The 26,058-nt window shown below is 38.4% G+C and carries 24 protein-coding genes; 15 read left to right on the top strand and 9 right to left on the bottom strand.

The features are described 5' to 3' along the window. Positions 1 to 257: 257 nt before the first annotated feature. The gene (locus AOB46_RS17195; protein WP_062701645.1) at positions 258 to 1,085 is read left to right on the top strand and encodes an endonuclease/exonuclease/phosphatase family protein; all 828 of its coding nucleotides are present in this window, start codon (positions 258 to 260) and stop codon (positions 1,083 to 1,085) included. A gap of 6 nt (positions 1,086 to 1,091) precedes the next feature. Here the strand turns inward: AOB46_RS17195 and AOB46_RS17200 are convergent, their stop codons facing one another. Beyond that, the gene (locus AOB46_RS17200; protein WP_062701646.1) at positions 1,092 to 1,778 is read right to left on the bottom strand and encodes a response regulator transcription factor; all 687 of its coding nucleotides are present in this window, start codon (positions 1,776 to 1,778) and stop codon (positions 1,092 to 1,094) included. Beyond that, a complete protein-coding gene (locus AOB46_RS17205) occupies positions 1,768 to 3,084 on the bottom strand; it encodes a sensor histidine kinase (protein WP_241489237.1) in 1,317 nt (438 codons plus the stop codon). The genes AOB46_RS17200 and AOB46_RS17205 overlap by 11 nt, the downstream gene beginning before the upstream one ends. 111 nt (positions 3,085 to 3,195) lie before the next feature. Here AOB46_RS17205 and AOB46_RS17210 point away from each other — a divergent pair, with 111 nt between their 5' ends. Beyond that, positions 3,196 to 5,568 carry an outer membrane beta-barrel protein gene (locus tag AOB46_RS17210; RefSeq protein ID WP_062701650.1) on the top strand — a complete coding sequence of 791 codons (2,373 nt, stop codon included), beginning with the start codon at positions 3,196 to 3,198 and terminating at the stop codon, positions 5,566 to 5,568. A 107-nt stretch (positions 5,569 to 5,675) separates the two neighbouring features. Beyond that, positions 5,676 to 7,541, top strand: a complete 1,866-nt coding sequence (locus tag AOB46_RS17215; protein ID WP_062701652.1) for a M1 family metallopeptidase — start codon at positions 5,676 to 5,678, stop codon at positions 7,539 to 7,541. Between the two features lie 53 nt (positions 7,542 to 7,594). Here AOB46_RS17215 and AOB46_RS17220 read toward each other — a convergent pair whose 3' ends face one another. The 7 genes from AOB46_RS17220 to clpB all read right to left on the bottom strand — a co-directional run bounded on the left by AOB46_RS17220 (position 7,595) and on the right by clpB (position 14,602). After that, entirely contained in the window at positions 7,595 to 8,593 is a 999-nt protein-coding gene (locus AOB46_RS17220; protein ID WP_062701654.1) for a zinc metalloprotease, read from the bottom strand. 257 nt (positions 8,594 to 8,850) lie between these two features. Then, positions 8,851 to 9,492 (bottom strand): response regulator transcription factor, encoded by a 642-nt coding sequence (locus AOB46_RS17225; RefSeq protein WP_062701656.1) that lies wholly within the window; start codon positions 9,490 to 9,492, stop codon positions 8,851 to 8,853. After that, positions 9,489 to 10,274 (bottom strand): sensor histidine kinase, encoded by a 786-nt coding sequence (locus tag AOB46_RS17230; RefSeq protein ID WP_062701658.1) that lies wholly within the window; start codon positions 10,272 to 10,274, stop codon positions 9,489 to 9,491. Before AOB46_RS17230 ends, AOB46_RS17225 begins: the two co-directional genes overlap by 4 nt. Continuing rightward, the gene (locus AOB46_RS17235) at positions 10,250 to 10,900 is read right to left on the bottom strand and encodes a hypothetical protein (protein WP_062701660.1); all 651 of its coding nucleotides are present in this window, start codon (positions 10,898 to 10,900) and stop codon (positions 10,250 to 10,252) included. The genes AOB46_RS17230 and AOB46_RS17235 overlap by 25 nt, the downstream gene beginning before the upstream one ends. 31 nt (positions 10,901 to 10,931) lie before the next feature. Then, on the bottom strand, positions 10,932 to 11,477 hold the full coding sequence (locus AOB46_RS17240) for a hypothetical protein (RefSeq protein WP_062701662.1): 546 nt from the start codon (positions 11,475 to 11,477) through the stop codon (positions 10,932 to 10,934). A gap of 202 nt (positions 11,478 to 11,679) precedes the next feature. Further along, positions 11,680 to 11,832, bottom strand: coding sequence for a hypothetical protein (locus AOB46_RS23455; RefSeq protein WP_157845078.1), 153 nt, complete (start codon positions 11,830 to 11,832; stop codon positions 11,680 to 11,682). Positions 11,833 to 12,007: 175 nt separating this feature from the next. After that, positions 12,008 to 14,602 carry an ATP-dependent chaperone ClpB gene (gene clpB / locus AOB46_RS17245; RefSeq protein WP_062701664.1) on the bottom strand — a complete coding sequence of 865 codons (2,595 nt, stop codon included), beginning with the start codon at positions 14,600 to 14,602 and terminating at the stop codon, positions 12,008 to 12,010. A 370-nt stretch (positions 14,603 to 14,972) separates the two neighbouring features. On the opposite strand from clpB, the gene AOB46_RS17250 reads away from it, so the two are divergent. The 12 genes from AOB46_RS17250 to pcaF all read left to right on the top strand — a co-directional run bounded on the left by AOB46_RS17250 (position 14,973) and on the right by pcaF (position 25,998). Continuing rightward, entirely contained in the window at positions 14,973 to 15,551 is a 579-nt protein-coding gene (locus tag AOB46_RS17250) for a TetR/AcrR family transcriptional regulator (protein ID WP_062701666.1), read from the top strand. A 377-nt stretch (positions 15,552 to 15,928) separates the two neighbouring features. Beyond that, positions 15,929 to 17,245 carry a phenylacetate--CoA ligase family protein gene (locus tag AOB46_RS17255; RefSeq protein ID WP_062701668.1) on the top strand — a complete coding sequence of 439 codons (1,317 nt, stop codon included), beginning with the start codon at positions 15,929 to 15,931 and terminating at the stop codon, positions 17,243 to 17,245. Beyond that, a complete protein-coding gene (locus AOB46_RS17260) occupies positions 17,245 to 18,330 on the top strand; it encodes a 2Fe-2S iron-sulfur cluster-binding protein (RefSeq protein ID WP_062701670.1) in 1,086 nt (361 codons plus the stop codon). Before AOB46_RS17255 ends, AOB46_RS17260 begins: the two co-directional genes overlap by 1 nt. Before the next feature lie 78 nt (positions 18,331 to 18,408). After that, positions 18,409 to 19,347 carry a 1,2-phenylacetyl-CoA epoxidase subunit PaaA gene (paaA, locus tag AOB46_RS17265; RefSeq protein WP_062701672.1) on the top strand — a complete coding sequence of 313 codons (939 nt, stop codon included), beginning with the start codon at positions 18,409 to 18,411 and terminating at the stop codon, positions 19,345 to 19,347. An 85-nt stretch (positions 19,348 to 19,432) separates the two neighbouring features. Continuing rightward, positions 19,433 to 19,714 carry a 1,2-phenylacetyl-CoA epoxidase subunit PaaB gene (gene paaB, locus AOB46_RS17270; protein ID WP_062701674.1) on the top strand — a complete coding sequence of 94 codons (282 nt, stop codon included), beginning with the start codon at positions 19,433 to 19,435 and terminating at the stop codon, positions 19,712 to 19,714. A 99-nt stretch (positions 19,715 to 19,813) separates the two neighbouring features. Then, the gene (paaC, locus tag AOB46_RS17275; protein ID WP_062701676.1) at positions 19,814 to 20,563 is read left to right on the top strand and encodes a 1,2-phenylacetyl-CoA epoxidase subunit PaaC; all 750 of its coding nucleotides are present in this window, start codon (positions 19,814 to 19,816) and stop codon (positions 20,561 to 20,563) included. 77 nt (positions 20,564 to 20,640) lie between these two features. Then, positions 20,641 to 21,105: a 1,2-phenylacetyl-CoA epoxidase subunit PaaD gene (gene paaD / locus AOB46_RS17280; protein WP_062701678.1), complete on the top strand. Its 465-nt coding sequence runs from the start codon at positions 20,641 to 20,643 to the stop codon at positions 21,103 to 21,105. A gap of 139 nt (positions 21,106 to 21,244) precedes the next feature. Further along, positions 21,245 to 22,045: an enoyl-CoA hydratase-related protein gene (locus tag AOB46_RS17285; RefSeq protein WP_062701679.1), complete on the top strand. Its 801-nt coding sequence runs from the start codon at positions 21,245 to 21,247 to the stop codon at positions 22,043 to 22,045. Between the two features lie 412 nt (positions 22,046 to 22,457). Beyond that, positions 22,458 to 23,588: a 3-hydroxyacyl-CoA dehydrogenase NAD-binding domain-containing protein gene (locus tag AOB46_RS17290; RefSeq protein WP_062701780.1), complete on the top strand. Its 1,131-nt coding sequence runs from the start codon at positions 22,458 to 22,460 to the stop codon at positions 23,586 to 23,588. Positions 23,589 to 23,850: 262 nt separating this feature from the next. Then, positions 23,851 to 24,159, top strand: coding sequence for a hypothetical protein (locus AOB46_RS17295; RefSeq protein ID WP_062701681.1), 309 nt, complete (start codon positions 23,851 to 23,853; stop codon positions 24,157 to 24,159). Between the two features lie 5 nt (positions 24,160 to 24,164). Then, positions 24,165 to 24,578, top strand: a complete 414-nt coding sequence (locus tag AOB46_RS17300; RefSeq protein WP_062701782.1) for a PaaI family thioesterase — start codon at positions 24,165 to 24,167, stop codon at positions 24,576 to 24,578. Positions 24,579 to 24,792: 214 nt separating this feature from the next. Beyond that, a complete protein-coding gene (pcaF, locus tag AOB46_RS17305) occupies positions 24,793 to 25,998 on the top strand; it encodes a 3-oxoadipyl-CoA thiolase (RefSeq protein WP_062701684.1) in 1,206 nt (401 codons plus the stop codon). The last annotated feature ends 60 nt before the right edge of the window (positions 25,999 to 26,058 follow it).

Raw genomic sequence — 26,058 nt, forward strand, 5'->3', positions numbered from 1 at the left:
TGGCCGTTTTAAAGAAAGAGATAAATTTCAAAAAGCTTGAAGTTTTTCTCAAAAGTAAGAGCGTCAGGCTGGCTGCTCATTATAAAATCATAGGGGTTGTAAAGCTTGAAAGTGAGCAGCCGGTGTTGAAAACTGAATTTCAGGAGTATTTCATATCTATAGAAGAAGAAAAAGATAATTTAACAATATAATCACACAATTAAAGCTTACCTGTCGCAGAGAAGTTTTATTTTTGTCTCTTATTGATAAAATAGCTTATGAATTTCAGATTTTCAATGGTTTTCCTGATGCTTTTCGCACTGGGATTCTCACAGGACCTTACCGTAATGAGTTTCAACATCAGGCTGAACGTAGAGTCAGACAAGGATAATGCATGGCCCAAAAGAAAGCAGGATGTTGCAGATCTGCTGACCTATTATCATCCTGATTATTTCGGAGTACAGGAAGCACTTCCGGAGCAGATGAAAGATATTAAAAATGGACTTAAGAATTATGATTATGTTGGTGTGGGAAGAGATGACGGAAAGGAAAAAGGAGAATTCTCTGCAATTTTTTACGATACAAAGAGGCTTGAAGTTGTAAAGTCCGGAACCTTCTGGCTGTCTGAAACTCCGGAGAAACCTTCAAAAGGTTGGGATGCCGCATTGAACAGAATCTGTACTTATGCTGTTTTTAAAGATAAAAAGTCTAAAAAAGAATTCCTGGCAATGAATCTTCATTTTGATCATGTTGGTAACGTAGCGAGAGTGAAGTCTGCTGACCTGATCCTTAAAAAAATCAAAGAAATTAATCCTAAAAACCTTCCGGTAACCTTAAGCGGAGATTTCAACCTTACTGATGATACAGAACCTGTAAAGATCCTTTCGCAGAATCTGAAAGATAGCTTTTACCATTCGGAAACGAAACATTACGGTCCGGTGGGAACCTTCACCGCATTCAATGTGAATGAAATACCTAAAGACAGAATTGATTATATTTTTGTAAAAGGATTCAGAATAAAATCTCACAGACATATCAATGACAGAAGGGAAAACCTGTTGTATCCTTCAGATCACTTCCCTGTTTTGACGGAACTTTCCCTGTAAATTGATTCAGTCTTGGGGAAAATCTATTTCAAATCCGATTCCTCTGAGGGATTGGATTTTTATTTCAGGATCATGGATGAAATACTTTCTCAGTCTGCTGATGAATACATCAAGGCTTCTTCCTGTAAAATAATCATTCGTTTCCCAAAGGGTATCCAGAATATCATCTCTTTTGATGGTACTTTGGTTATGCTTCAGAAGATACAGCAGAAGCTCCTGTTCGCGGGCTGTAAGTCTAATGTTTCCTTCATGGTGGAAAAGCAGAAGTTTCTCTGTATCCAGGGAATAAGTCCCGATTTTTATTGTCTGTTGAAATGCTGCCGGCTTAATTCTTTTGAGAATATTCCGGATCCGCAATACAAGTTCTTCCGGATCGCAGGGCTTGGCGATGTAGTCATCTGCGCCTATCTTCAGACCTGTAAGGCGGTCTATTTTCTGGTTTTTGGCAGACAGAAAGAGAAGCGGAAAATCATTTTTCTCCTTTAATATCATTTTGGCCAGAGAAAAACCGTCAATATTCGGCATCATAATATCCAGTATACCCATATGAAAAGGGAAACCTGATTGTAAAAGAGGAATAATATCTTCAGGATTCTGAAACCAGGTAACCTCAAAATCTTCCAGTTCAAGATACTGCTTCAGGATCATTCCGAAATCCGGATCGTCTTCTGCCAAAAGGATTCTAGTTTTCATAAGGAAGGATTATTTTAAAGGTGGTTCCGGCTGCAGGGCGGCTTGAAACATCTACCCGTCCGTGATATCCGGTGACAATATTTTTTACGATGTAAAGCCCTAATCCCAGACCTTTGCTATTGTGGATATTGTTGGACTGAACCCGGTAAAATTTTTCAAAAATATTTTTGAGCTCTGTTTTCTCGATGCCCTTCCCGTTATCTGTTACTTCTATTTCTATATGTTCAGAAAGGCGGCTGATATTGATTTTTACATCTGAAGACCCGTATTTTACACTGTTTTCACAGAGGTTTTTAATAACGGTCTCCATCAGGTTTTTATCGAAGGGAAGCGTATCTGAAATAGGGTTCTTCAGTTCGAAATTCACCTGGGGATACGTGAAGGCCAGATCCTGAATGAAAAAATTCCAGTCTTCAGGCCGGATCCGGATAAGCTCGTTTTCTGTCTCATCTTGATGCAGCTGAATCATCAGGCTTTCCAGACGGCTGATCTGCCGGTCGATAAGGGGAAGGGTTTCCTTATTCCAGTCTTTCTTTAATGCTTTTGACGCTATTTTCAGTGTGGCGATCGGTGTTTTGAACTCATGGGAAATGTTATCCACAACAGTGTGGAGAACTTCCACCTGCTTCTGCTGGCGGACCAGATTTTTTACCGTAAAAATATAAAGCATCATAACACCTGCCAGTAGTGCAATACAGCATATTATCAGTAAAGTAAGCTCTTTAAAGACAATGCTTTTAATGTTTGAAATTTCAAATTCAGTTTTGCTTTTAACAAGAAAAGAATTGTTTTTAAATTTACCTTTCCCTGATTCATTTTTAGATGAGGTTTCCCAGCTTCCTTCATTGGTGATTTTGGGATTGACAACTTTATTCTTTGTTTCAAAAAGAAGAACCGGTTTGTCAATCAAATGGGTGCTGTCCGGAATATGAACAATAGAAGTGTATTCTATTTTTGCGGAAATATCATAGCCGTTTTTTTTCTTACGGTAGTCGAGATACCGAAGAAGCCTTTCTTTGATCGCTCTTCTGTTTTCAACAAAAAAATCAAGAAATTCCTGTTGGGTGATCTCCTGGTCATAATACCGGATAAATGTTTTCTGAAGGGAGTCATCCTTCATCTCTTTAATGCTGCTGATATCCTCCAGCTTATCAGTATATCCGGAAAGTCCGTCCTGAATAGTTCTGTAAATTTCACGTTCCTTTACCTGATAGGTCTTATAGATAAAGTAAACCTGTATTCCCAATAACAGCAGGAATAAGGTTGCAAATAAAGCAATCAGGTATTTACTTTTAGATATCATCATAACAAAGATAAAACTTTAGTCTTTCCCTAACAGGCATTAACCTGCCATTAACCTTTTGTTAACCGATATTCTCTGTACGAATACGGAAGTTTGTACGGTAAAACTAATGATATGTATAAAGCTTTTCTTTTATTGTTTTTTCCGCTGCTGTTTTCTGCGCAGCTGAAGAAGACTGAAGGTACAATTACAGATACGGAGAATAGAAAGATACAGGCTGCTGAGGTACAGGTGTATAACCTGAACAATGAGCTGATTAAAACGGTAAAATCTGACGTAAAAGGTCTCTTTGTGCTGGAAGGGATCTCCGGAGATTCTGTAAAGCTGACTGTAAAAAAGGCAGATTATATTCCGTTTGAGAAAATTGTCGTTTTAAAAGAAGGCAGCGAAATTCTGAAGATCATTCTGAAGAAAGAAACTCAGGAAATAGAAGAGGTTGTAATGACGAAACAAAAACCTCAGGTGATAAGAAAAGTAGACCGTCTGGAATTTAATGTGGAAAACAGTAATATTTCTTCTCTTAATGCATGGGAAATTCTAAAAAAAACGCCTAACGTAACCGTTAATAATGATGCGATTACCGTAAAAGGCAGTACAGCCATTCTGGTGACCATTAATGATAAAAAAGTGATGCTGACGGGAGATGAGCTGAAGAATCTTCTTGAAAATACACAGGGAAATGATATAAAATCCGTTGAAGTCATTACCAATCCGCCCGCTAAGTATGAAGCTTCCGGAAGTGCCGTCCTCAATATTGTGATGAAGAAAAACAAGATTGAAGGCTATCGGGGAATTCTTTCGTCCAAATACGTTCAGACCCAATATGCAAAAGGAAACGTGGGGCTTTCCCAATATTATAAAAAAGATAAACTTTCCCTGATGGGAAGTTATTACAGGGGAATGGGCACTTATTACCGGGAAGGAACAGATTATGTCAACTATCAGGAAAACCAGACCCGCTGGGTAAGCATCATGAACAGAAAGGATAAAAACAAGGCGCAGAACACAGTAAATTTTAATGCTGAATATGAAATAGACAGCCTTACCAATATCAGCCTGAATTATTCAGGATATTTTTCTCCGAAATCTTTTGGTACCTATTACGTGCCTACCCTGATCTATAATGCTCAGAATGTTGTGGAATCCAATTATACCACAATCAATGACCATCATTCCCGTACCAGCAATAATTCACTGAGCTTCCAGGCAGACCGTAAGCTGAATAAGAAAAGCAGTATTTCCTGGATAAGTTATTTTACCGGAAACAACGGTGATAACTATCAGAACGTAATCACCGAGCTGAACTTTGCAGGGCAGGTGCCCCGGGATGATAATTTTTTAACCCAGAATAAAACAGATGTCAGGCTATATTCCACACAGGCAGATTATCAGTGGAAAGGAGAGAAAATAGAACTGGAATCCGGCATTAAATATAGCTTTGTGAAAACAAAAAGCGGTCTCGATTTTTCAGATAATGAAAGTGGAACTCTGATGCACAGACCGGAAAAAAGCAGTCTTTTCGATTATAAAGAACATAATTTCGCGGTCTACTCATCGTTGGCTTACAATCTTGGAAAATGGAACTTTAAAGGAGGACTTAGGGCTGAAATGACTGATCTGGAAGGCGTTGTATCTGAGCCTTATGAACAGAATAAAAATAACTATTGGAGCCTGTTTCCTACTTTTTATGCCCAATATACCACTGAAAATAAACATGAATTCGGGTTTTCTTATGGAAAGAGGATCAGCAGACCCTATTATTCATGGCTGAATCCTGCGAAATCCTATTATAATCTATTCTCTTATTATCAGGGAGATCCGAAAATGAAAGCAACCCTTATTCATAATCTGAATTTCACCTATTCCTGGAAAGGCTGGAACGCAGACCTTTATTACCGGAAGGAAATCTATCCGTCTATGGAAATCTCTTTTCAGGAACCAAGCACCAATCAGATGATCTATTATTTCACCAATATTGAGAAAGGTCAGGCCTATGGCCTTAGTCTTTATAAGAACTTTCAGGTTAGGCCGTGGTGGAATTTTGTGGTGTCCCAAAATCTGGAACACAATGAGAACTATTTCAGAGGAATTGATGAACAGCTGTACAAAAATGAAATCTGGAACTGGGTTTCTGATGTTTCAACGAGTTTTACACTGGATAAGAGAAGCGACTGGAAAATGGAAGTTGGTCATAAGTATTATTCTCCCGGTGTACAGGGAACGTTCAGGATTTCCGGTATGTGGTCTGCCTATTTTGTGATGAACCGGAAATTTTTTAATAAAAAATTAGAAGCATCTTTTGTTTTCAATGATATTTTCAGAAGCATGGGTCAGAAGGTCAGTACGAAATATGCGAATCAGGATAACTATTTTCTGGATTATTCGGACACACAGGGGGTTACATTTTCTTTAAAGTATAACTTTGGAAATCAGTCCGTAAAGAATGTGAAAAATATAAAAAGAACAGAAGAGCATAACAGGTTGTAAATAATTTTAGTAAAAAACAAATAACCATAAAACATTATTATAAAAGAAATAACCATTCTGTGTCACATTTTCGCTAATTTTGATACCAATTTTTAAAAAATGGAGACATGAAAAGACTTCTTTATGCCCTGACTGTTGCTGCTTCCATGCAAATGGTCTCTGCTCAGGAACTGTATATGCCGCGAAATATTAAAAAGGCGTATGAAAAAGGAACCCGGGATATTTCCGGAGCACCCGGAAAAAATTACTGGCAGAATAAAGGAGTTTATAATGTAGAGGTAAAGGTAGATGCCGGTACAAAAACAGTTTCAGGAAAAGAAACGATTGTATACAGCAACAACAGCCCGGATCAGCTTAATGAGCTGGCAATAAGATTTGTGAATAATCTTCATAAACCACAGTCTCCAAGGTCCGGTTTTGTTTCAAAAGATTTTTTGTCTTCAGGGCTTCACATCAAATCATTCATAGTGAATGGTGAGAAATATAACATCAATAGTGATGACTGGAGTACTGTTGAAAAGGTAAAGCTGAATTCACCTCTTAAAGCAGGTTCCAAAGCTGAAGTAAAAATTGAATGGGAGTATCCGCTTTCAGTACAGAGTGGGAGAGAAGGACAGATTGATCCTGAAACGTTTTTTGTTGCGTATTCTTTTCCGAGAATATCAGTTTATGATGATTACAACGGATGGGATATGGTGCCCCATTCAGACAGACAGGAGTTTTATAACGATTTTAATGATTACAGCTTCAGCATAACAGCTCCAAAGAACTTTGTGGTCTGGGCAACAGGAGATTTCCTTAATCCCGATGCTGTTCTCCAGCCGGAATATCTGAAAAGGTATAAAAGTTCATTGAAAAGCGATAAAGTCGTACACATTGCCACTGAACAGGAAATGAGGTCCGGTAAAGTAACCAGACCCAACAAATGGAATGTCTGGAAGTTCAAAGCCAGCCATATCACAGATTTCTGTTTTGCATTAAGCAATCATTATGTTTGGGATGCAGCAAGCGTTCAGCTTAAAACCAAAAGAGCAAGTGTGCAGGCTGGTTATAAAGCAGGAGCTAAAGATTTTGAACATTATGTAGACTGGATGCGTTATAATCTGGACTGGTTCTCTAAAAACTGGCCGGGCGTGGAATATCCTTATAATGTAATGACGGCCATCCAGGGATATGCCGATATGGAATATCCAATGATGATTAATGATACCAGCATTCCGGATGATTTTCAGGATGCAAGGCTCACTGCAGATCATGAAATAGCGCATACCTATTTCCCTTTTTATATGGGAATTAATGAAACCCGGTATGCCTTTATGGATGAAGGCTGGGCAACGACACTGGAATACCTTATCGGAATTGATGAGAACGGTGAGGCTGCCGCAAAAGAATTTTATAAGAACTTTAGGGTGAAGAAATGGATCAAAGACCCATCCGCGGAACAGGACCAGCCGATCATTACCATGAGTACACAGGTAAGCGGTGCCGGCTACGGAAACAATTCCTATGTAAAAGCTTCTCTTTCTTATCTGGCACTGAAAGATTATCTGGGAGACGAGCTGTTTAAAAAAGCTTTACATCATTATATGAATAACTGGAACGGAAAACATCCTGTTCCGTGGGATTATTTTAATTCTATGAGCACCGGATCCGGTAAAAACCTTACCTGGTTCTTTCATAACTGGTTTTATACGAATAATTATATTGATTTAAAAGTAAAAGAGGCTTCACAGCTTAATGATCTTCTTACGGTAAATGTTGATAATGTAGGCGGATTTGCCATTCCTTTTGATGCTCTTCTGAACTATGAAGACGGAACAACGGAAAAACTGCATTTTTCACCTGCTTTATGGGAAAAAAATCAGAAACAGACAGACCTTGTTATTCCTATAAAAAAGAAAGTAAAAGCTGTTACTTTGGACGGAGATCTTTTTATGGATTATACACCGGAAGATAATACGAGATCTTTATAAACTGAAAAACCTGAACAAATAGTTCAGGTTTTTTCTCAATATTGGGTCTGATTTTAATAAAGTCTTAATCCAGATCTTGGACCGGAAGCAGCTACTACAGCCTGCATTCTCTGCTTCTGATTGATGGTAAACATATGCATTGCTCTGTCATCCACATAATCCATGTAATTCATGAACATCTGAGAACGGCTTACCCCGCTGCAAGCCCGGTTGAGAGGATAAGATGGAACCCCGTAATTAGGGCCGGGAGAAAGGGGAGTGTCATTAGAATAATCTGTCTGGCAGCCTGCGTCTGATGATCCCCAAAGATGTGGAAGATTCAGGTAATGGCCTACCTCATGAGTAGCAGTTCTTCCCAGATTGAAAGGAGCTGAAGTTCCTGATCCGGTTCCGATGTAAGGAGCTGCAATCACAACACCATCCAGGGATGATGAAATGGTTCCCGGATAATAAGCGTAACCAAGAATATTGTTAGTCATTTTATTAACAATCCAGATATTCAAATAATTGTCTGGTGAAGTGGCTGCAATTCCTGTGCTTGCTGTTTTCATCTTATTCAGATCCGGATTCCATAGGGTAGTGTTGCTTTGCTTTCTGACAACTTTTGCCAGCCTGAAGCGAATTTTCGTATCTCCGGCTTTTACAGAGACAAATTCCGCAGGAGTATTGTTAATATCCGAATTGGTAGCTCCGTAATCTCTGTTCAGAACATCAATCTGAGACTGAAGCCTTGTGTCAGAAACATTTTCGGAAGCTGTTTTATACAGTACATTGAATACAACAGGTATTTCTACAGTTCCATCGGCTAATACCTTACCTACCTTAATGTTGTTAATGTGATCTTCAGTATATTTTTCAATAGCGGTAACTCTTGCACGGGCCTCGGGATCCTTGCTTAAAATCTCATCCCTCATTTTGTCGGAAGGACAGATTCTCTTATTGGAAACCTGTGTTGATTGCGGCTCTGTTTCTGAAGATTCGTTGTTTAGGTTCGTGTCGTTGCTGCAGGAGGCAAGAAAGAATATTCCGGCTCCTAATAGAACTCTTTTCATATTATTTTTTTAAGTGGTTTGTACCGCTAAATTATAATATAAAAAAATAATATGCAAAATAAATTTACAATATTTTATATATATCGCATAATACCCTTTGTATTATTGAATTTTATTTACCTTATTGTTGTTTTTATTGATTTAAATGTATTTCAGGTAAACATAACCAAATATTTTAATTAAAAATTTATCTTTATAAAGTGATATATTATGAATTAAATAAAAAAACGATTGAATTTTTCCGGAATATTTCATGATCAGTTGGCAAAACCGTTTTTGATGGCAAAAACAGCAAGACCTACCCGCGTTTTGAGATCTAGTTTATCACATAGCTGATCACGATAGCTTTCCACTGTTCTCGGGCTGCAGCACATTTTATCTGCGATTTCCTTATAGCTCAGTTCAGTTACGGTATATTTCAGGAATTCCTTTTCACGGTCTGAAATTCTTACCGAATTTTCAGTGTCTGGCTCTTTTCCGATATTGGAAAAAATAATCTTTGAAGCCCATTCAGGATAGAAAAAGCCTTCGGAGTTTAATTTGATCAATGCCGTTTCCAGATCTTTAGGGTGGGTATTTTTTAATAAATATCCTTTTGCTCCGTTTTTGATCATTTTGATAACGCTGTTATCGTCCCCCTGCATGCTGAGTGCCATCACTTTGATGTCCGGATGGTTTTTGGTAAGCCACGCTGCCGTTTCAAAACCGTTCATAATCGGCATACTGATGTCTAAAAGAATAATATCCGGAATCTGGCTGTTGTTTTCCATTTTCTGGATCAGGTCTTTACCATTTTCACATACATAAATAACTTCAAATTCACTGAAGTTTCCTATGATGCCTTCCAGAGCTTTGGCAATAAGAATGTGATCGTCAACAATCACTATAGTTTTTTTCATGGCTGTTTCTTTAAAATAATATTGAGCGAGGTACCGGTGTTTTCCTTACTTTCAAATTTGAAATCCGCTCCTATAATGGCTGCCCTGTTTTTCATATTAGTCAGCCCGATACCATTGGATGTCGTCTGGGTACTGTCAAATCCAATACCATCATCCCTGAGATTGAGCTCCCAGAGAATATTTTCAGAAGTATTCAGGTTGATAAAAATATTTTTGCACTTAGCGTGTTTGATGCTGTTTTGAATGAATTCCTGTGTAATTCTCAGCAGTACATTTTTATGGACAAACCCCAGATCAAGCTGTTCAAAATTGTGATCAAATGTGATGTGGCACCTTTGAAAAGCATTGGTATTATCTACCTCTTCCTGAATCAAAGTTACAATTTCCTTTTGGTTTATGTTATCATCAGTCAGAGTTTTTGAAAGGCTTCTGAGGTCCTGAAGTGACTGGTTGATGATCTGGGAAACCTGGTCAATTCTCTCACTTACTTCAGGTACTTTGTTTTCATAAAGGAGCTGTTGGGTATAAAGGCTTACAAGAGTCAGCTTTTGTCCGATATTATCATGAAGCTCACGGCCGATCTGCTGCATGGTAGCCTGCTGAATCTCCAGCTGGGTAGCCAGAAGTTCGCGTTTGTGGATTTCATTTTTTATTTCAATTTCATTGATATATTCTCTTTTGCGCTGCTTGTATTTTCTGATGTAGATAATTACTGCTACAACAAACAGCACAAAAAAGATGTTAAAGAGAATAATAGTTATGATGAGCTCTGTTTTCCCCATATGAATGAAATTGAAAATAAAAGATACATAATAATTCCGGTGATCAGAAAATAATTAAAATAGAGGTTCCAGAGTTCTTTATACTCGCTGAGAAGGCTAAAGAAGGTCCAGAACGGTAAGGTTCCGATATAGAATAATGTAACGCCTAGGTTTATGTAGAACATCTTGTTTCTGCTGAAATTTAAAATTTCGGATGAATTGACCTGCTTATAATATTCCATAATCACCAATACCATCAGAATAAGGCAGCCAAAGGTATAATTGAATGAGAAAATTATTTTTTTGCTGGTAAAGAAAAACTCACTGGGTAAAAAAGAGAGTAAATACAAAAATGACAGACTGTAAAATAATTGGGGTTTTCCAAAAGATTTTGCAGCATACAACCAATAGAAAAAAATAAATTCTACAGGAATCACAAAATAATTAAAAAACTTTGGTTTGTCATACTCTATAAGATGGTGTCCCCATTTTCCCATTGCCTCACAAAGGAACATCAGAACAAGATACAAGGAGAAATACCTCCAGGAATGATCTTTTTCGCGGTTATAGTAAAAAAGAGAGATAATGGCAGCAAATGCTTCTGTCCAGATTAAAGATTCCTGTAGTAATTTCTGAAAATCAGTCATATATAGTATTACGTAAAATGAATTAGCTTAATTAAAAACTTTGCACTTTAGGGTCTGATGGAGGAGCCAGGGTTCCGTGATTTTCAGCAAACGTAGTACCAGGGAATGTGCTGCCTTTTGATTTTGAAAACAAAGCCATAGATTTTCCTGCTGCTTCGTTGGACGGGTTAAAATCATAGTCAAGCATCTCACCATTTTCATCCGCTTTTTTCAATGTAGGAACCATTACAAGCGTATGTCTCCCGGCATATTCTTTTTCCACAGGATGATCGGCCATGATATCCCATTCTTCTGCTTTTGGATAGGCTGCATAGTAAAAACGGATTCCCATTTCTTCATCTGAAACGTCAGGATTCCCGTTTCTTATCTCATCTTCCATTGCTGCTATAAAGTTTTTCAGCTTGGGAAGGTCAAACCAGATTGAGTTGGAGTCAATAATGCCTAAACCTTTGTTAACCATATTCATCTGGTTGTTTCTATAGTTATTGATAAGTGTCTGAACAAGATCTGAGGCGATTGTATTTGTTCCGCGGGCAGCTGTCAAAGCATTATCTTCTGGAGTAATTTTTGTCTTCATAACGTAGTTTTATAGTAAAATGTTAGTTGTAACTGCAAATTTCGTAAAAAAACAACTTAAATAAATGGGTTTTTCCCTGTTTATTTACCGGGTTTTTACGGATTGTTAATTTCGATTATTGGATTTGATTTAGAAAACAGAATGGAAGACTTTAGCGGAAGAGAGAATAAAAAACGGAGAAATTATTTTTCTCCGTTTTAGTTTAAATACATGGATATCTTTTCGGGTCCCTGCAGATATTTCCGGTTGAACAGCAAAGGCCTCGCGGGCAGTTCATATTGATATCACACTCTGTAATTACCGCAGCTGCACCGCCACTGATGTTCTTTAATTGATTTCTTTTTAACTTTTTCATATTCATTTTCTTTGAGTTGATAATTCGTTAGAAAGATAAAGATAATAATAATTCACTTAATTTGGATAAATAAACTAAATGAAGTGATGAGTTTGTTTGTATTGTAAAAAATAAGTGCTGCAGAATTGAGCTGCAGCACTTATTTACAAAAATAATATATATGAAAAAAACTACTTTATTGTTCAGAAGGTCTGAAAACAAGACCGGTTTCATCAAAATAATCTAAAGTGATACGGTCTCCGTCATTCACGTTTCCGGCAAGAATTTCTCTCGATAATTTGTTAAGAACTTCCTGCTGGATTACTCTTTTTAAAGGTCTTGCTCCGAAAGCCGGATCATAGCCTTTATTCATCAGGTAATCCACGGCATCCTGAGTGGCGGTCATAATAATGTTGCGCTTAGCAAGCATATCATTAAACCCTCTCAGCTGATACTGAACAATTTTTCCGATTTCTTTTTTTCTCAGAGGCTGGAATAATACCACCTCATCAATTCTGTTCAGGAATTCCGGACGCAGGGTCTGTTTAAGAAGATCAAAAACTTCATCTTTGGTTTTATCCACAATCTCATCCTGGTTTTCATCCGTAATATTTTCAAAATTTTCCTGGATCAGATGCGAACCTAAATTCGAGGTCATGATGATGATGGAATTCTTAAAATTCACAACACGGCCTTTATTATCCGTCAAACGTCCGTCATCCAGAACCTGGAGCAGGGTATTAAATACATCAGGGTGGGCTTTTTCAATTTCATCCAGAAGAACTACAGAATAAGGTCTTCTTCTTACCGCTTCAGTAAGCTGTCCGCCTTCATCATATCCTACATATCCCGGAGGCGCTCCTACCAATCTTGAAACACTGTGACGTTCCTGATATTCACTCATATCAATTCTCGTCATGTTATTTTCATCATCAAAAAGGAATTCTGCCAGTGCTTTGGCCAGCTCTGTTTTACCAACTCCGGTTGTACCCAGGAACAGGAAAGATCCGATTGGTTTTTTATCGTCGCTCAGCCCGGCTCTGTTTCTTCGGATAGCATCTGCTACCGCCTGAATAGCTTCATCCTGGCCAACAACCCTGTGGTGAAGTTCCGCTTCAAGGTTCAGGAGCTTCTCTCTTTCAGATTGTAACAGCTTTGTAACAGGAATTCCTGTCCATTTTGCAATCACTTCAGAGATATTTTCAGAAGTAACCTCTTCCTTGATAAGCTCATTCTGATGGTTCTGCATTTCAAGTTCCACCTTGCTGAGCTCTTCTTCTTTTTCGCGGAGTTTTCCGTACTGGATCTCTGCTACCTTTGCATAATCTCCGGCTCTTGAAGCTCTTTCTGCTTCCAGTTTCAGAGATTCAATATCTTTTTTAATCTGAGTAAGATCTTCACTTTTCTGTTTTTCTTTCAGCCACTTGGCATTGATCTCGTTTCTTTCTTCTGAAATTTTGGCAATATCTTCCTTCAGGTGATCAATTTTTGTCTGGTTACCTTCTCTGGAAATAGCGGCTAATTCAATTTCAAGCTGCATCAGCTTTCTGTCCAGTACATCAAGCTCCTCCGGTTTTGAATTGATTTCCATTCTCAGTTTTGCAGAAGCTTCATCAATAAGGTCAATCGCTTTGTCCGGTAAAAAACGGTCCGAAATATATCTCTGGGACATTTCAACGGCTGCAATAATTGCCTCATCTTTGATTCTCACCTTGTGGTGGGCCTCATATTTATCCTTAATCCCACGAAGAATGGAAATTGCAGATTCCGTATCCGGTTCTTCCACCATTACTTTCTGGAAACGTCTTTCCAATGCCTTGTCTTTTTCAAAATACTTTTGGTATTCATTTAAAGTGGTAGCTCCAATAGCTCTCAGCTCACCTCTTGCCAGGGCTGGTTTAAGAATGTTGGCCGCGTCCATAGCGCCTTCTCCGCCTCCTGCTCCTACAAGAGTGTGGATCTCATCAATGAAAAGAATAATCTGTCCATCAGACTTGATGACTTCATTCACAACGGATTTTAAGCGCTCTTCAAATTCACCTTTATATTTGGCTCCGGCGATAAGAGCTCCCATGTCCAATGAATATAAGGTTTTATCCATGAGGTTTTCCGGAACGTCACCACTGATAATTCTGTGTGCAATCCCTTCAGCAATAGCCGTTTTACCTACCCCTGGTTCACCGATAAGGATAGGATTATTCTTTGTTCTTCTGGAAAGGATCTGAAGCACTCTTCTGATCTCTTCATCACGTCCGATTACCGGATCCAGCTTTCCTTCGGCAGCCAGCTCATTGAAGTTTTTGGCATATTTATTTAACGATTGATAAGTTTCTTCTGAACTTGCAGAAGTAGCTTTGCTTCCTTTTCTTAGCTCTTTAATAGCTCCCTCCAAAAGATTTTTGGTTACACCCATATCTTTAAGCATTTTGGAGACTTCAGAAGAGGTTTCCAAAAGGGAAAGCCATAAATGCTCAATCGTTACAAACTCGTCACCCATTTTTTTAGCGATGTTGGGAGCATCTAATAATACTTTGTTAGCAGATTGTGATAGATAGATATTTCCTCCCTGTACTTTAGGAAGCCTTTCTATGCTTTCACGGTTTCGCTCTCTTACAAGATTGGCGTCTGCTTCAGACTTTTTTAGTAAAAAAGGCGATATGTTTTCATCAACCTGGAAAATACCTTCCAGAATGTGTTGCGGTTCGATACTCTGGTTGCCGAATTCCATTGCAGTCTGCTGTGCTGCCTGGATGGCTTCCTGTGATTTTACAGTATATTGGTTTAAGTTCATATTTTTATATTTTTTGTAATGATATGTTCAGGTTTAATTTTTTTAAAAACATCAAGAAACTAAATTTTAAGGCTTAGTTTCTTAATGCCATCAGTTATTTAATCATTTAATCGATTACCTTATCGCAAAAACTGTTCAATTATTAAATTTACAAAAAATACGGACAAAATTTCCGGATTTGCTATTTTTAACGTAAAATTAACTTGACAAAATTTCCGATTCAGTATTTTTTTCTTTTAAATTCATGAAGAATAGTCATAATAAGGTTTATTACTCCGGTTCCTTAAATCAGCAGTGTGGGGATTTTTCCCAATCTCTGTGTTAAATTCCGGCTTTTTATTTCAGAATAGTTACTTTTGCATTTTACCAGATGGAACTTAAAGAAAAACAGAAAAAAATATTAGATGTAGCCGTAGAACTTTTCAAAGAGAAAGGGTATATGGGGAGCTCGGTAAGAGACCTGGCTACAAAACTCAATATCAAAGCGGCCTCTTTGTATGCCCACATCCGTTCTAAAGAAGAAATTCTTGAATGGATCTGCTTTGGGATTGCTCAGGAATTCTTTGATGAACTTCAGAAGGTGAAAAGTACTGAAGCTGCTCCAAGGGATAAACTGAACCTGTTTATTGACAGGCATTTATCCGTGGTGCTTAAAAACCGCGATGTTACACATATTTATTCCAATGAATGGAAGCATCTTGAAGAAAGGCTTCCCGAATTTGTTGAGCTCAGGAAAAACTACCAGGAAGATGTGGAAGAACTGATTTCTGAAATTTACCAAGCAGAAAAATGGGAGCTGAAATCTCCTTCTTTTACTACAAGATTTATCCTGCACACCTTAAATAACTCTTATTTCTGGTTCAAAAGGAATAGTGATTCCACTGATGAAATCACTGAAGAGATCAGGGATAAAATCCTTTTCGGACTGCTTGGAAATCAGAAATACTGATGAGGCATGCTTTTGAACTGAAATTTTTACAGACTGGTATTTATAATATTAGCAGATAGTAAACGCATTGTTGAAGTGTGCATTTGAAAAAGTATCAATACAATTTTTTCCACACATCCCGTAGATTTCACAGTTTTTATATTTTTAATTTTTGCATTTCCAGCAGATTGAGCCGATTTTTAGAAGGTTTAATCTCGTGATGTTACAAGATTATGGATAACTGTTATCAGTCAAATGTACAATGATAACTTCCATCCTTATCTCATTCTTATTTCAGTTATTTAGAATCATTCAAAATATGACAAAAATCATAAAAGTTTTGTCAGGTGGCAAAATCTTTTTAAATTTACACCTAACAAATGTTAGTTAGTTAAGGTATGGATTTTTCAGTTGAATATTTGAAGCTCGATCAGTTGAGACAGCTTCAGTCTGACCGGTTGGCGGCTTTAGTCACCTATCTTGCAGAGCGATCAGAATTTTATAGAGGAAAGTTTAATGAATCAGGAATTGCTCCCGAAGAGATAAGGTCAGTTGAAGATATTACGAAACTTCCGATCACTTACAAACAGGATTTGAGAGATAACTATCCTTTCGGATTGTTTACCGTTCCTAAAAGTGAGCTTCAGAGAATTCACTGCTCAAGCGGAACAACTGGAAAACCAACCGTGGTGGGTTATACCAAAGAAGATGTAGATCTTTTCAGTGAAGTGGTAGCACGGTCGCTGAATGCCGCCGGGGCAAAACCGGGAATGCAGCTGCATAATGCATACGGATACGGAATTTTTACCGGTGGACTGGGACTGCATTACGGAGCAGAAAAGTTGGGAATGAGCGTTCTCCCGATTTCAGGAGGAATGACGGCAAGACAGGTAGACCTGATCATGGATTTCAAACCGGAAGTCATCTGCTGTTCGCCGTCTTATGCACTTACGATCGCTGATGAATTTGCCAACAGAGGAATTTCTGCCGATGAAATCAGTCTGAAATATGCGGTTTTAGGTTCAGAGCCTTGGACGGAAATTATCCGTGGGCATATTGAAGAAAGATTAGGCCTTCATGCAACGAATATCTACGGACTAAGCGAAATTATCGGTCCGGGAGTTTCCATGGAAGACTTTGAGGAAAAAGGAGGTTCTTACATCTGGGAAGATCATTTTTATCCGGAAATTCTGGATCCGGTTACCAAACAGCCGGTTCCTTTCGGGGAAGAAGGAGTTCTGGTGATTACAACATTAACGAAAAAGGCAATGCCGCTTTTACGGTACTGGACCAATGATATCACCAGCCTGTATTATGATGAAAACAGTAAGAGAACCATGGTGAAAATGAAACCTATTAAGGGTAGGGCAGATGATATGCTGATCGTAAGAGGAGTGAATGTTTATCCAAGCCAGATTGAAGAAGCCTTTTCCCATGTAAAAGGTGTGGTTCCGAATTACTACCTGACCCCTGTAGAAAAAGAACAGATGTGTGTAGCCCTGGATATTGACGTGGAAATTGGAGATGAGTTGGTGAAAGACAAAAAAATACAGGCTGGTACCGATGATTATTTTAATTTTGTAGGAAACTTTGGAAAAACCATAGAAAACGAAATAAAAAAACGCGTAGGAATCACCACAAAAGTAAAAATTCACGCTCAGGACAGCTTACCGAAGTGTGAAGGCGGAAAAATTAATAGAATACTTAAAAAATAATGAATTCATTTTATAAACTTAAGACTGTAAAAGTTCAGAAAGATACTCCCGAAGCAGTAAATGTAGCGGTAGAAATCCCTGAAGAACTGAAGGATAAATTCAGGTTCAAGCAGGGGCAGTATCTTAATTTCCGGATGATGATCAACGGAAATGAAGAGAGACGTTCTTATTCTATCTGCAATGCTCCAAGCGAGAAAAGTAATACCCTTGAAGTGTTGGTAAAGCTTCTGGAAGGCGGAAAAGTTTCAGGATATTTCAATGAGCATCTTCATATGGATGAGTTGTTGGAAGTAATGCCTCCAATGGGTGGATTCAACACCTCTTATCATCCTACGAATGTAAAAACCTACGTAGGTTTGGCAGCGGGAAGCGGAATCAGTCCGGTCTTATCAAACATTAAAGAAAGCCTTTACCAGGAACCGAACAGCAATGCTTACCTTTTCTACAGCAACAGAAGTATGAATCATGTGATGAAGAGAGCAGAAATTGATAAGCTGGTAGAGCAATTCAACGGAAGGCTGAAAGTAATCTATCTGGTAAGCCGTGAAAAACACGAAGACCCTGTATTTGAAGGACGTATTTCAGCAGAGAAGCTGGAACAGCTCTTTGAAAGATATGCTGATATTGATGTTAAAGAAGCAACCTATTTTATCTGCGGACCGGCAGAAATGATTAAAGGAATTGCTGATTATTTAAAGAAAGATAAAAAAGTGCCTGCCATTCAGGTATTGTTTGAATATTTCACGGCTCCTGATGAAGAAAACTCTGAGGAGATGAGTGAAGAATTCAAGGCTATTGCCAATATTGAAAGTATGGTAACGGTAATCATTGATGATGATGAATATTCGTTCCACTTAAATTCCAAAAAAGAGAGTATCTTAGATAAAGCATTGAAAGACCAGCTTCCTGTTCCTTTCGCATGTAAAGGAGGGGTGTGCTGTACGTGTAAAGCGCAGGTTTTAGAAGGAGAAGTATTCATGGAGAAAAACTTTGCCCTTACCGAAGATGAGGTAGCCAAAGGCTATGTACTGACGTGCCAGTGTCATCCGACAACCAATGTGGTGATGCTTAATTATGATGTTTAAAAATTTAATGTAATAATCTGCCAGTGTAGCAATTATTGGTACATTGCTAGATTGATACATCGCTAAATTGAAAAAATTATGGATTTAGAAAAATTTGTTCAATACGTTCACGAAGAAAATAAAGTAGAACCAAAAGACATTATGCCTGATGATTACAGGAAATTATTGGTTCGCCAGATCTCACAACATGCCCATTCTGAAATTGTAGGAATGCTGCCGGAAGCCAACTGGATCTCCAGAGCTCCCTCATTGAGAAGAAAAATGGCGCTTCTGGCAAAAGTTCAGGATGAAGCAGGCCACGGATTATATCTGTATGCTGCCACAGAAACGCTTGGAAACGGTACCATCAGAGCAGACAGAGATGCTACTTATGATGATATGCTGGCCGGAAAAGCAAAGTATTCCAGTATTTTTAATTACCCGACTTTAAGCTGGGCAGATATAGGAGCCATCGGCTGGCTGGTAGACGGTGCTGCCATTATGAACCAGGTAATGCTGATGGGGAACTCTTACGGTCCTTATTCAAGAGCAATGGTAAGAATCTGTAAAGAAGAATCTTTCCACCAGAGACAGGGATATGAAATTCTGATGGCACTTTGCCGTGGTACAAAACAGCAGAAAGAAATGGCTCAGGCAGCACTTAACCGCTTCTGGTGGCCGGCTCTGATGATGTTTGGCCCTAATGATGACAGCTCGCCAAACTCAAAACTTTCTATGAATTATAGAGTGAAACGGGAGAGTAACGACAGCCTTCGTCAGAGATTTATTGACGTAACCGTTGCCCAGGCAGAATTCTTAGGCTTAACCATTCCGGATAAAGACCTGAAATGGAATGAAGAAAGACAGCACTATGATTTCGGGGAACTCCCATGGGATGAGTTTATGGAAATCCTAAAAGGAAACGGACCTTGCAACAAGAAAAGACTGCAGACCAAAGTAAAAGCCCAGCAGGAAAACCTTTGGGTAAAAGAAGCGGCCGCAGCATTTGCAAAAAAACAGGAAGAAAAAACAATATAACAATATACCAGTGTTAAAATGTAACAATGAGTTGAATACATAATTGGTAAACTGTTACATGGATACATTGTTAAATTAAAAAAATATGGCAAATTTAGATATGTGGGAAGTGTTTATTCAGACTAAACCGGGATTATCCCACAAACACGCCGGAACCGTTCAGGCTCCTACAGCAGAAATGGCTTTGCAGAATGCAAGAGACGTTTATACCAGAAGAAAAGAAGGAACCTGTGTTTGGGTAGTTCCGAGCAAATATATTGTAAGCTCAGAAGGAATGGAGCAGGATGCATTTTTTGACCCGGCAGACGATAAGCTATACCGTCACCCTACTTTCTATGACATTCCCAACGACGTTAAAAATATGTAATAAGAATAAGACTTTAAGATAATAGAAGAGTAGATAAAAGACATTAAGGTCTACCGATCTATCTCTCTGTCATCTATTCGTCTTCAAATTTATTAAACAATGAATCCACTATATAATTATTTACTGAAATTGGCCGATGACAGCTTCATCATGGGGCAGAGACTATCGGAATGGTGTGGTGAAGGACCATATCTGGAAGAAGATATAGCTCTTACCAATATCGCTTTAGATGAATTGGGGCAGGCCAATAATTTCTACCAGTATGCTTCAAGAGTTGCTGACAATGGTAAAAGCGAAGATGATCTGGCATTCCTGAGATATGAGCACGAATATGTAAATGCACACTGGACAGAACTTCCTAACGAAGATTATGCACAGACGATCCTTAAAGTATACGTATTTTCTATCTATCAGAAGCTGATGTACGAAGCCCTTTCAAACTCTGCGGATGAAGAACTTTCTGCCATTGCTCAGAAATCGTTGAAAGAAGTAAAATACCACTATACCCACGCTTCTTCATGGATGAAGATTTTTGCCCAGGGAACAGAAGAAAGCCGTGAACGTCTGGTAAAAGCCATTGAGAACATCTGGGAATACACCAAAGGACTGTTTGCAAAAGTAGAGGGAGAAGATGATCTTATCGCTTTGAATATTGCTCCCAATGCAGATGAGCTATACAGCGAATTTGTAACCATTACGCAAAAAGATTTCCAGGAGTTCGGACTAGAGTATCCGGCCAATCCTTTCATGCAGCCGAAATCAAGAACAGGATATCATACGGAATACTTCGGATATATTCTTTGTGAGCTTCAGTATATGCAGAGAGCATATCCTGGCTGCACCTGGTAGACAACGGACCAATGTATCAGTATACAATGAAGCAAGGTTGCTCACTGTTCTACTGTTAAATTGTTAAATTAAAGAAATTGAACAATCTATTAGATTTATTAAAAACAATCCCTGATCCGGAAATTCCCGTGATTGATATTGTGGAACTGGGAATTGTAAGGGACGCGAAAATCACCGGCGAAAATACCTGTGAAGTAACCATTACGCCTACTTATTCCGCCTGTCCTGCAATGTTTACCATTGAAGAGGATATTATCAAAATGATGAAAGAAAACGGCTGGGAGGCAAAAGTGGTGACCAAAATGTTTCCGATCTGGACAACAGACTGGTTAACCGATGAAGCCAGAGAGAAGCTCCGTGCCTACGGAATTACCCCTCCGGAAAAAGGAGCAGACGAACATCATATAGGGAAACCGAAAAAATGTCCACGATGCGGTTCCGAACATACCAAACAGATCAGCAGGTTCGGATCCACTTTATGTAAGGCCTCCTATCAATGTTTAGACTGTCTGGAGCCTTTTGATTATTTTAAATGCCACTAATCTATAAATGAAGTGCAGCTGATATTATTACATGGTATTTGTAACATTGTTAATCTGTTCAATTGTTATAGTATTACAGGCCGTTACATTAATTTATATTGTTAAATTAGTGCATTGTTAAATAATAAAATTAAAAACTATGTATACACAACTTGATATTGAAACGCATTTTGACGGGAAACTGAAAATTGCTTATCTCAACCAGCCGGAAACTATGAATGCCCTCACAAAACCGGCACTGGGAGACCTCAGAGATTTCATTAAAGAATGCAGTGAGGATGAAACTGTAAGATGTGTGGCTATTTCCGGAAGAGGAAGAGCTTTCTGCTCAGGGCAGAACCTGGACGAAGCTTTTGTTGTGGGAAAAGAACACCATGACCAGGACATTATCAGAAAAATCGTAGTAGACTACTACAACCCTCTAGTTCTGGAAGTTACCCGTTGTAAAAAACCGGTTATCGCTTTGGTAAACGGTCCGGCGGTAGGAGCAGGAGCCATGCTAGCCCTGATCTGTGATTTTGTACTGGCGAATAATAAAGCGTATTTCTCACAGGCATTCTCCAATATCGGATTAATTCCTGATACAGGAGGAACTTATTTCTTACCGAAACTTTTAGGCAGACAATTAGCCAATTATCTTGCTTTTACAGGTAAAAAATTATCTGCAGAAGAATCTAAAATTCACGGTCTTGTAGCAGAAGTTTTTACAGAAGAAGAATTTGCCCCGAAATCAATGGAGATTCTTGAGAAAATGGCGAATATGCCGACTGCAGCAATCAAATTGACGAAAAAAGCTTTTGCCAACTCTTATACAAACACTCTGAAAGAGCAGCTTGAATTAGAAGGAGATCTTCAACAGGAAGCCGCAGAAACAGAAGACTTCATAGAAGGAGTAAATGCCTTTTTACAGAAAAGAAAACCTAATTATAAAGGGAAATAATCAATATGAAAATGAGCTAATTTGAAAATGAGAAACGATAGGGAGAATAGAATTGTCAATAAAACTTTCGAATTTACATTGGATATTATTGAATTTTCAGAAGGACTTTATAAGGCAAGCAGGTTTTTCGATCGCGAATCAAATTTTTAAATCGGGAACATCCATTGGGGCTAAGGTAATAGAAGCTCAAAATGCTGAAAGAAGGCTGATTTTATTTATAAAATAAACAGGCTAAAGAAGCAGATGAAACAGAATATTGGCTTTTACTATGTTTGCAATCACCGTTTTTGAGTTCACCGGACGAAAATTATTTGTTTAAAAGAGATTATATTAATTCTCTCCAAAATTGTTTCTACTTCAAAATTTAAATAATTTTCAAATGAGCTCATTTTCAAATTTTCAAATTAAAAATATGAATATCGGAATTATCGGTGCAGGAACCATGGGAGTAGGAATTGCCCAGGTAGCTGCAACAGCGGGATGCAGAGTTGTTTTGTTTGACGCTAATGCCCCGCAGATTGATAAAGCGCTTACCGGCCTGGAAAAGACCCTTCAGAAACTGTCTGAAAAAGGTAAGATCTCCCAGGAAAAAGCCGCAGAAATCAGAAATAATATCGTTAAAGGTGAAGCACTTCAGGATTTAAAAGATTCAGATCTTGTCATCGAAGCCATCATCGAAAACAAAGAAATCAAGACCAAAGTATTCACAGAGCTTGAAACCTATGTTTCTGAAAGCTGTGTGATCAGTTCCAATACCTCTTCCATTTCTATTACCTCTCTTGGAGCAGAACTTAAGAAACCGGAACGTTTCATTGGTATCCACTTTTTCAATCCGGCACCCCTGATGCCTTTAGTGGAAATCATCCCATCTTTAGTAACAGAAAAAACTTTAGCAGAAAAAATGTATACCCTCATGAAAGAATGGGGGAAAATACCTGTTATTGCTAAAGATATTCCTGGGTTTATCGTTAACAGAATTGCCCGTCCATACTATGGCGAAGCATTAAGAATGGTTGAAGAAAATATTGCCTCTCCTGAACAGGTAGACGAAGCCATGAAAACTCTCGGGAACTTTAAGATGGGGCCTTTCGAATTAATGGACCTTATCGGAGTTGATGTTAATTTTGCAGTAACGACTACCGTTTACAAAGATTATTTCTACGATCCGAAATACAAGCCATCCTTATTGCAGCAACGAATGTCTGAAGCCAAACTTCACGGTAGAAAAACAGGAAAAGGCTTCTATGATTACAGTGAAGGAGCAGAAAAACCTACAGCCCAAAAAGACGAAGTATTATATCAGCAGATCTTTTTAAGAATTATCTCCATGCTGATCAATGAAGCCGTTGAAGCCAAAAGATTAGGCATTGCTAATGATGAGGACATCGAGCTGGCTATGCAGAAAGGTGTCAACTATCCAAAAGGATTATTAGACTGGGGAAAAGAGATCGGATACGCAAAAATTTCCGAAACCCTGCAGAGTCTTTACGGAGAATATCAGGAAGAACGATACAGGCAAAGCCCTTTGCTGAGAAAACTATAAAGTATGTTAGCTAATTTATTTGATGATGAGCAGGTAAGAAGGAAAAACACCCATAACGGGAATTACTACTGCTGTCACAGAAAAGTAGAATAAAACAGAAGCTAACCAAAAATTAAAAAGATTGAATAAAATCAAAATTCATAAAAAAGATGATGATTGGTTTCAATTAAGAGAAATATCAGATGTTTGGGAATTTGGTAAAGATGGGAAACCGTATTTAAAAGCCCCCGGATGAAAAAGATTTAAGGAAGTTAATTTTTTCATGAATATAGAAGAGTTTAAAACTGAATTGGAAGCAAGGCTTATCATTGAAAAAGAATATCTGATTCAGGAGATTTCTTCAATGGATCATGAGGAAAAGCTTGAATTACTGGGAATATTTAACGGAAAATACCGGGACCTGGTCAGAAGACTGGCAAATGAAGAAGGTATCGACCTGAATGCTCCTTACAAACCTGAAGCCCCGTCTGAATCAGAAACTCTTACCTATGAGCAGATTATTCTTGGCAAAACCATGAGTGTTTACGATAGATTATCTGATGAATTATATGAAGAAATAACGAACGTATGACAGAAATGAATCCAAGACAGGTTGCAGATTATATGCTTAATCAGGATTATTTTTCCCAATGGATGAATATCAGAATGATTGAGGTAAAAGAAAACTACTGCTTAATAGAAATGCCCATCAAAAAAGAAATGATTAACGGGCTGAAAACAGTACACGGAGGGGTAACATTTGCTTTTGCAGACTCTGCCCTTGCATTTTCCTCCAACAATACCGGAGATGCTGCGGTGGCACTAAACTGTATCATCAATTTCACCAAAGCCGGAAAAGAAGGCGATACATTCAGAGCAGAAAGCATTCTGGTGAACGATACCCGAAAAACAGCTGTTTATGATATTAAGATCACCAATCAAAATAACGATCTGATCGCAAAATTCGTTGGGACAGTATATAAAATAGGAAAAAAAGTAACAGAGTTATAAAAATGTAACAATGTATCAGTTTACCGATGTACCAATAATTGTTACATTGCTACATTATTAGATTGTTAAATTGAATAATTAGGAAGAAGAATTTATAAAATATTAAGAACAGGTTTAAATAAAAATCAATCTTAAAAATGTAACAATGTGGAAGTTTACCGATGTACCAATAATTGTTACATTGCTACATTATTAGATTGTTAAATTGAATAATATGAATAACGTATACATTATAGACTATGTCAGAACTCCTGTTTCAAAATTGCAGGGAGGATTATCAGAAGTAAGAGCAGATGATCTGGCAGCCATTGTGATTAAAGAAATTGTAGCCAGGAATCCGGACGTTCCCGTTGATGAAATTGAGGATGTTATTTTCGGATGTGCCAACCAGGCCGGAGAAGATAACAGAAACGTAGCAAGAATGGGGCTTCTTTTGGCAGGTCTTCCTTATAAAATCGGTGGTGAAACGGTTAACAGGCTTTGTGCTTCAGGAATGTCGGCCGTAGCCAATGCCTTCCGTTCCATAGCAGCCGGAGAAGGAGAAATTTATATCGCGGGTGGAGTGGAGCATATGACACGCTCACCATATGTAATGTCAAAGCCAAGTGCTGCTTTCGGAAGAGACAGCCAGATGTTTGATACCACATTCGGATGGCGTTTTGTCAATCCGAAAATGAAAGAAATGTATGGAGTTGACGGAATGGGAGAAACCGCAGAAAATCTTGCAGATATCCATAAGATCAGCAGAGAAGATCAGGATCAGTTTGCCCTTTGGTCTCAGCAGAAAGCATCAAAAGCTCAGGAAAGCGGAAGACTGGCAGAAGAAATTGTAAAAGTAGAAATTCCACAGAGAAAAGGAGATCCTGTAGTTTTTGAAAAAGATGAATTCATCAAACCTTCATCATCCATGGAAGGACTGGCCAAGCTTCGTCCGGCATTCAGAAAAGAAGGAACCGTAACTGCCGGAAATGCTTCTGGAATGAATGATGGAGCAGCAGCGCTTATTCTGGCCAGCGAAGAAGCAGTAAAAAAATACGGACTGAAGCCAAAAGCTAAAATCTTAGGATCATCTGTAGCAGGGGTAGAGCCAAGAATCATGGGAATAGGACCCGTAGAGGCCACACAAAAACTATTGAAGAGGCTTAACCTGTCTTTAGAAGATATGGACATTATTGAATTAAACGAAGCATTTGCAGCACAGGCATTAGCCGTAACAAGAAGCTTAGGTTTAAAAGATGATGATGCAAGAATAAATCCTAACGGAGGAGCAATTGCCATAGGCCATCCTCTCGGAGTTTCAGGAGCAAGAATTGTTGGCTCAGCCGCCATAGAGCTTCAGAAACAGGATAAAAAATACGCATTATGTACCCTTTGTATCGGTGTTGGACAGGGCTATGCAATGGTGATTGAAAAAGTATAACTTTTTCAATAATATAACAATACAGCAACATAACAGTTTACCAATAAAATATATATTCTT

The organism is Chryseobacterium indologenes (assembly GCF_001295265.1).
In the GTDB taxonomy this organism is placed as follows: domain Bacteria; phylum Bacteroidota; class Bacteroidia; order Flavobacteriales; family Weeksellaceae; genus Chryseobacterium; species Chryseobacterium indologenes_A.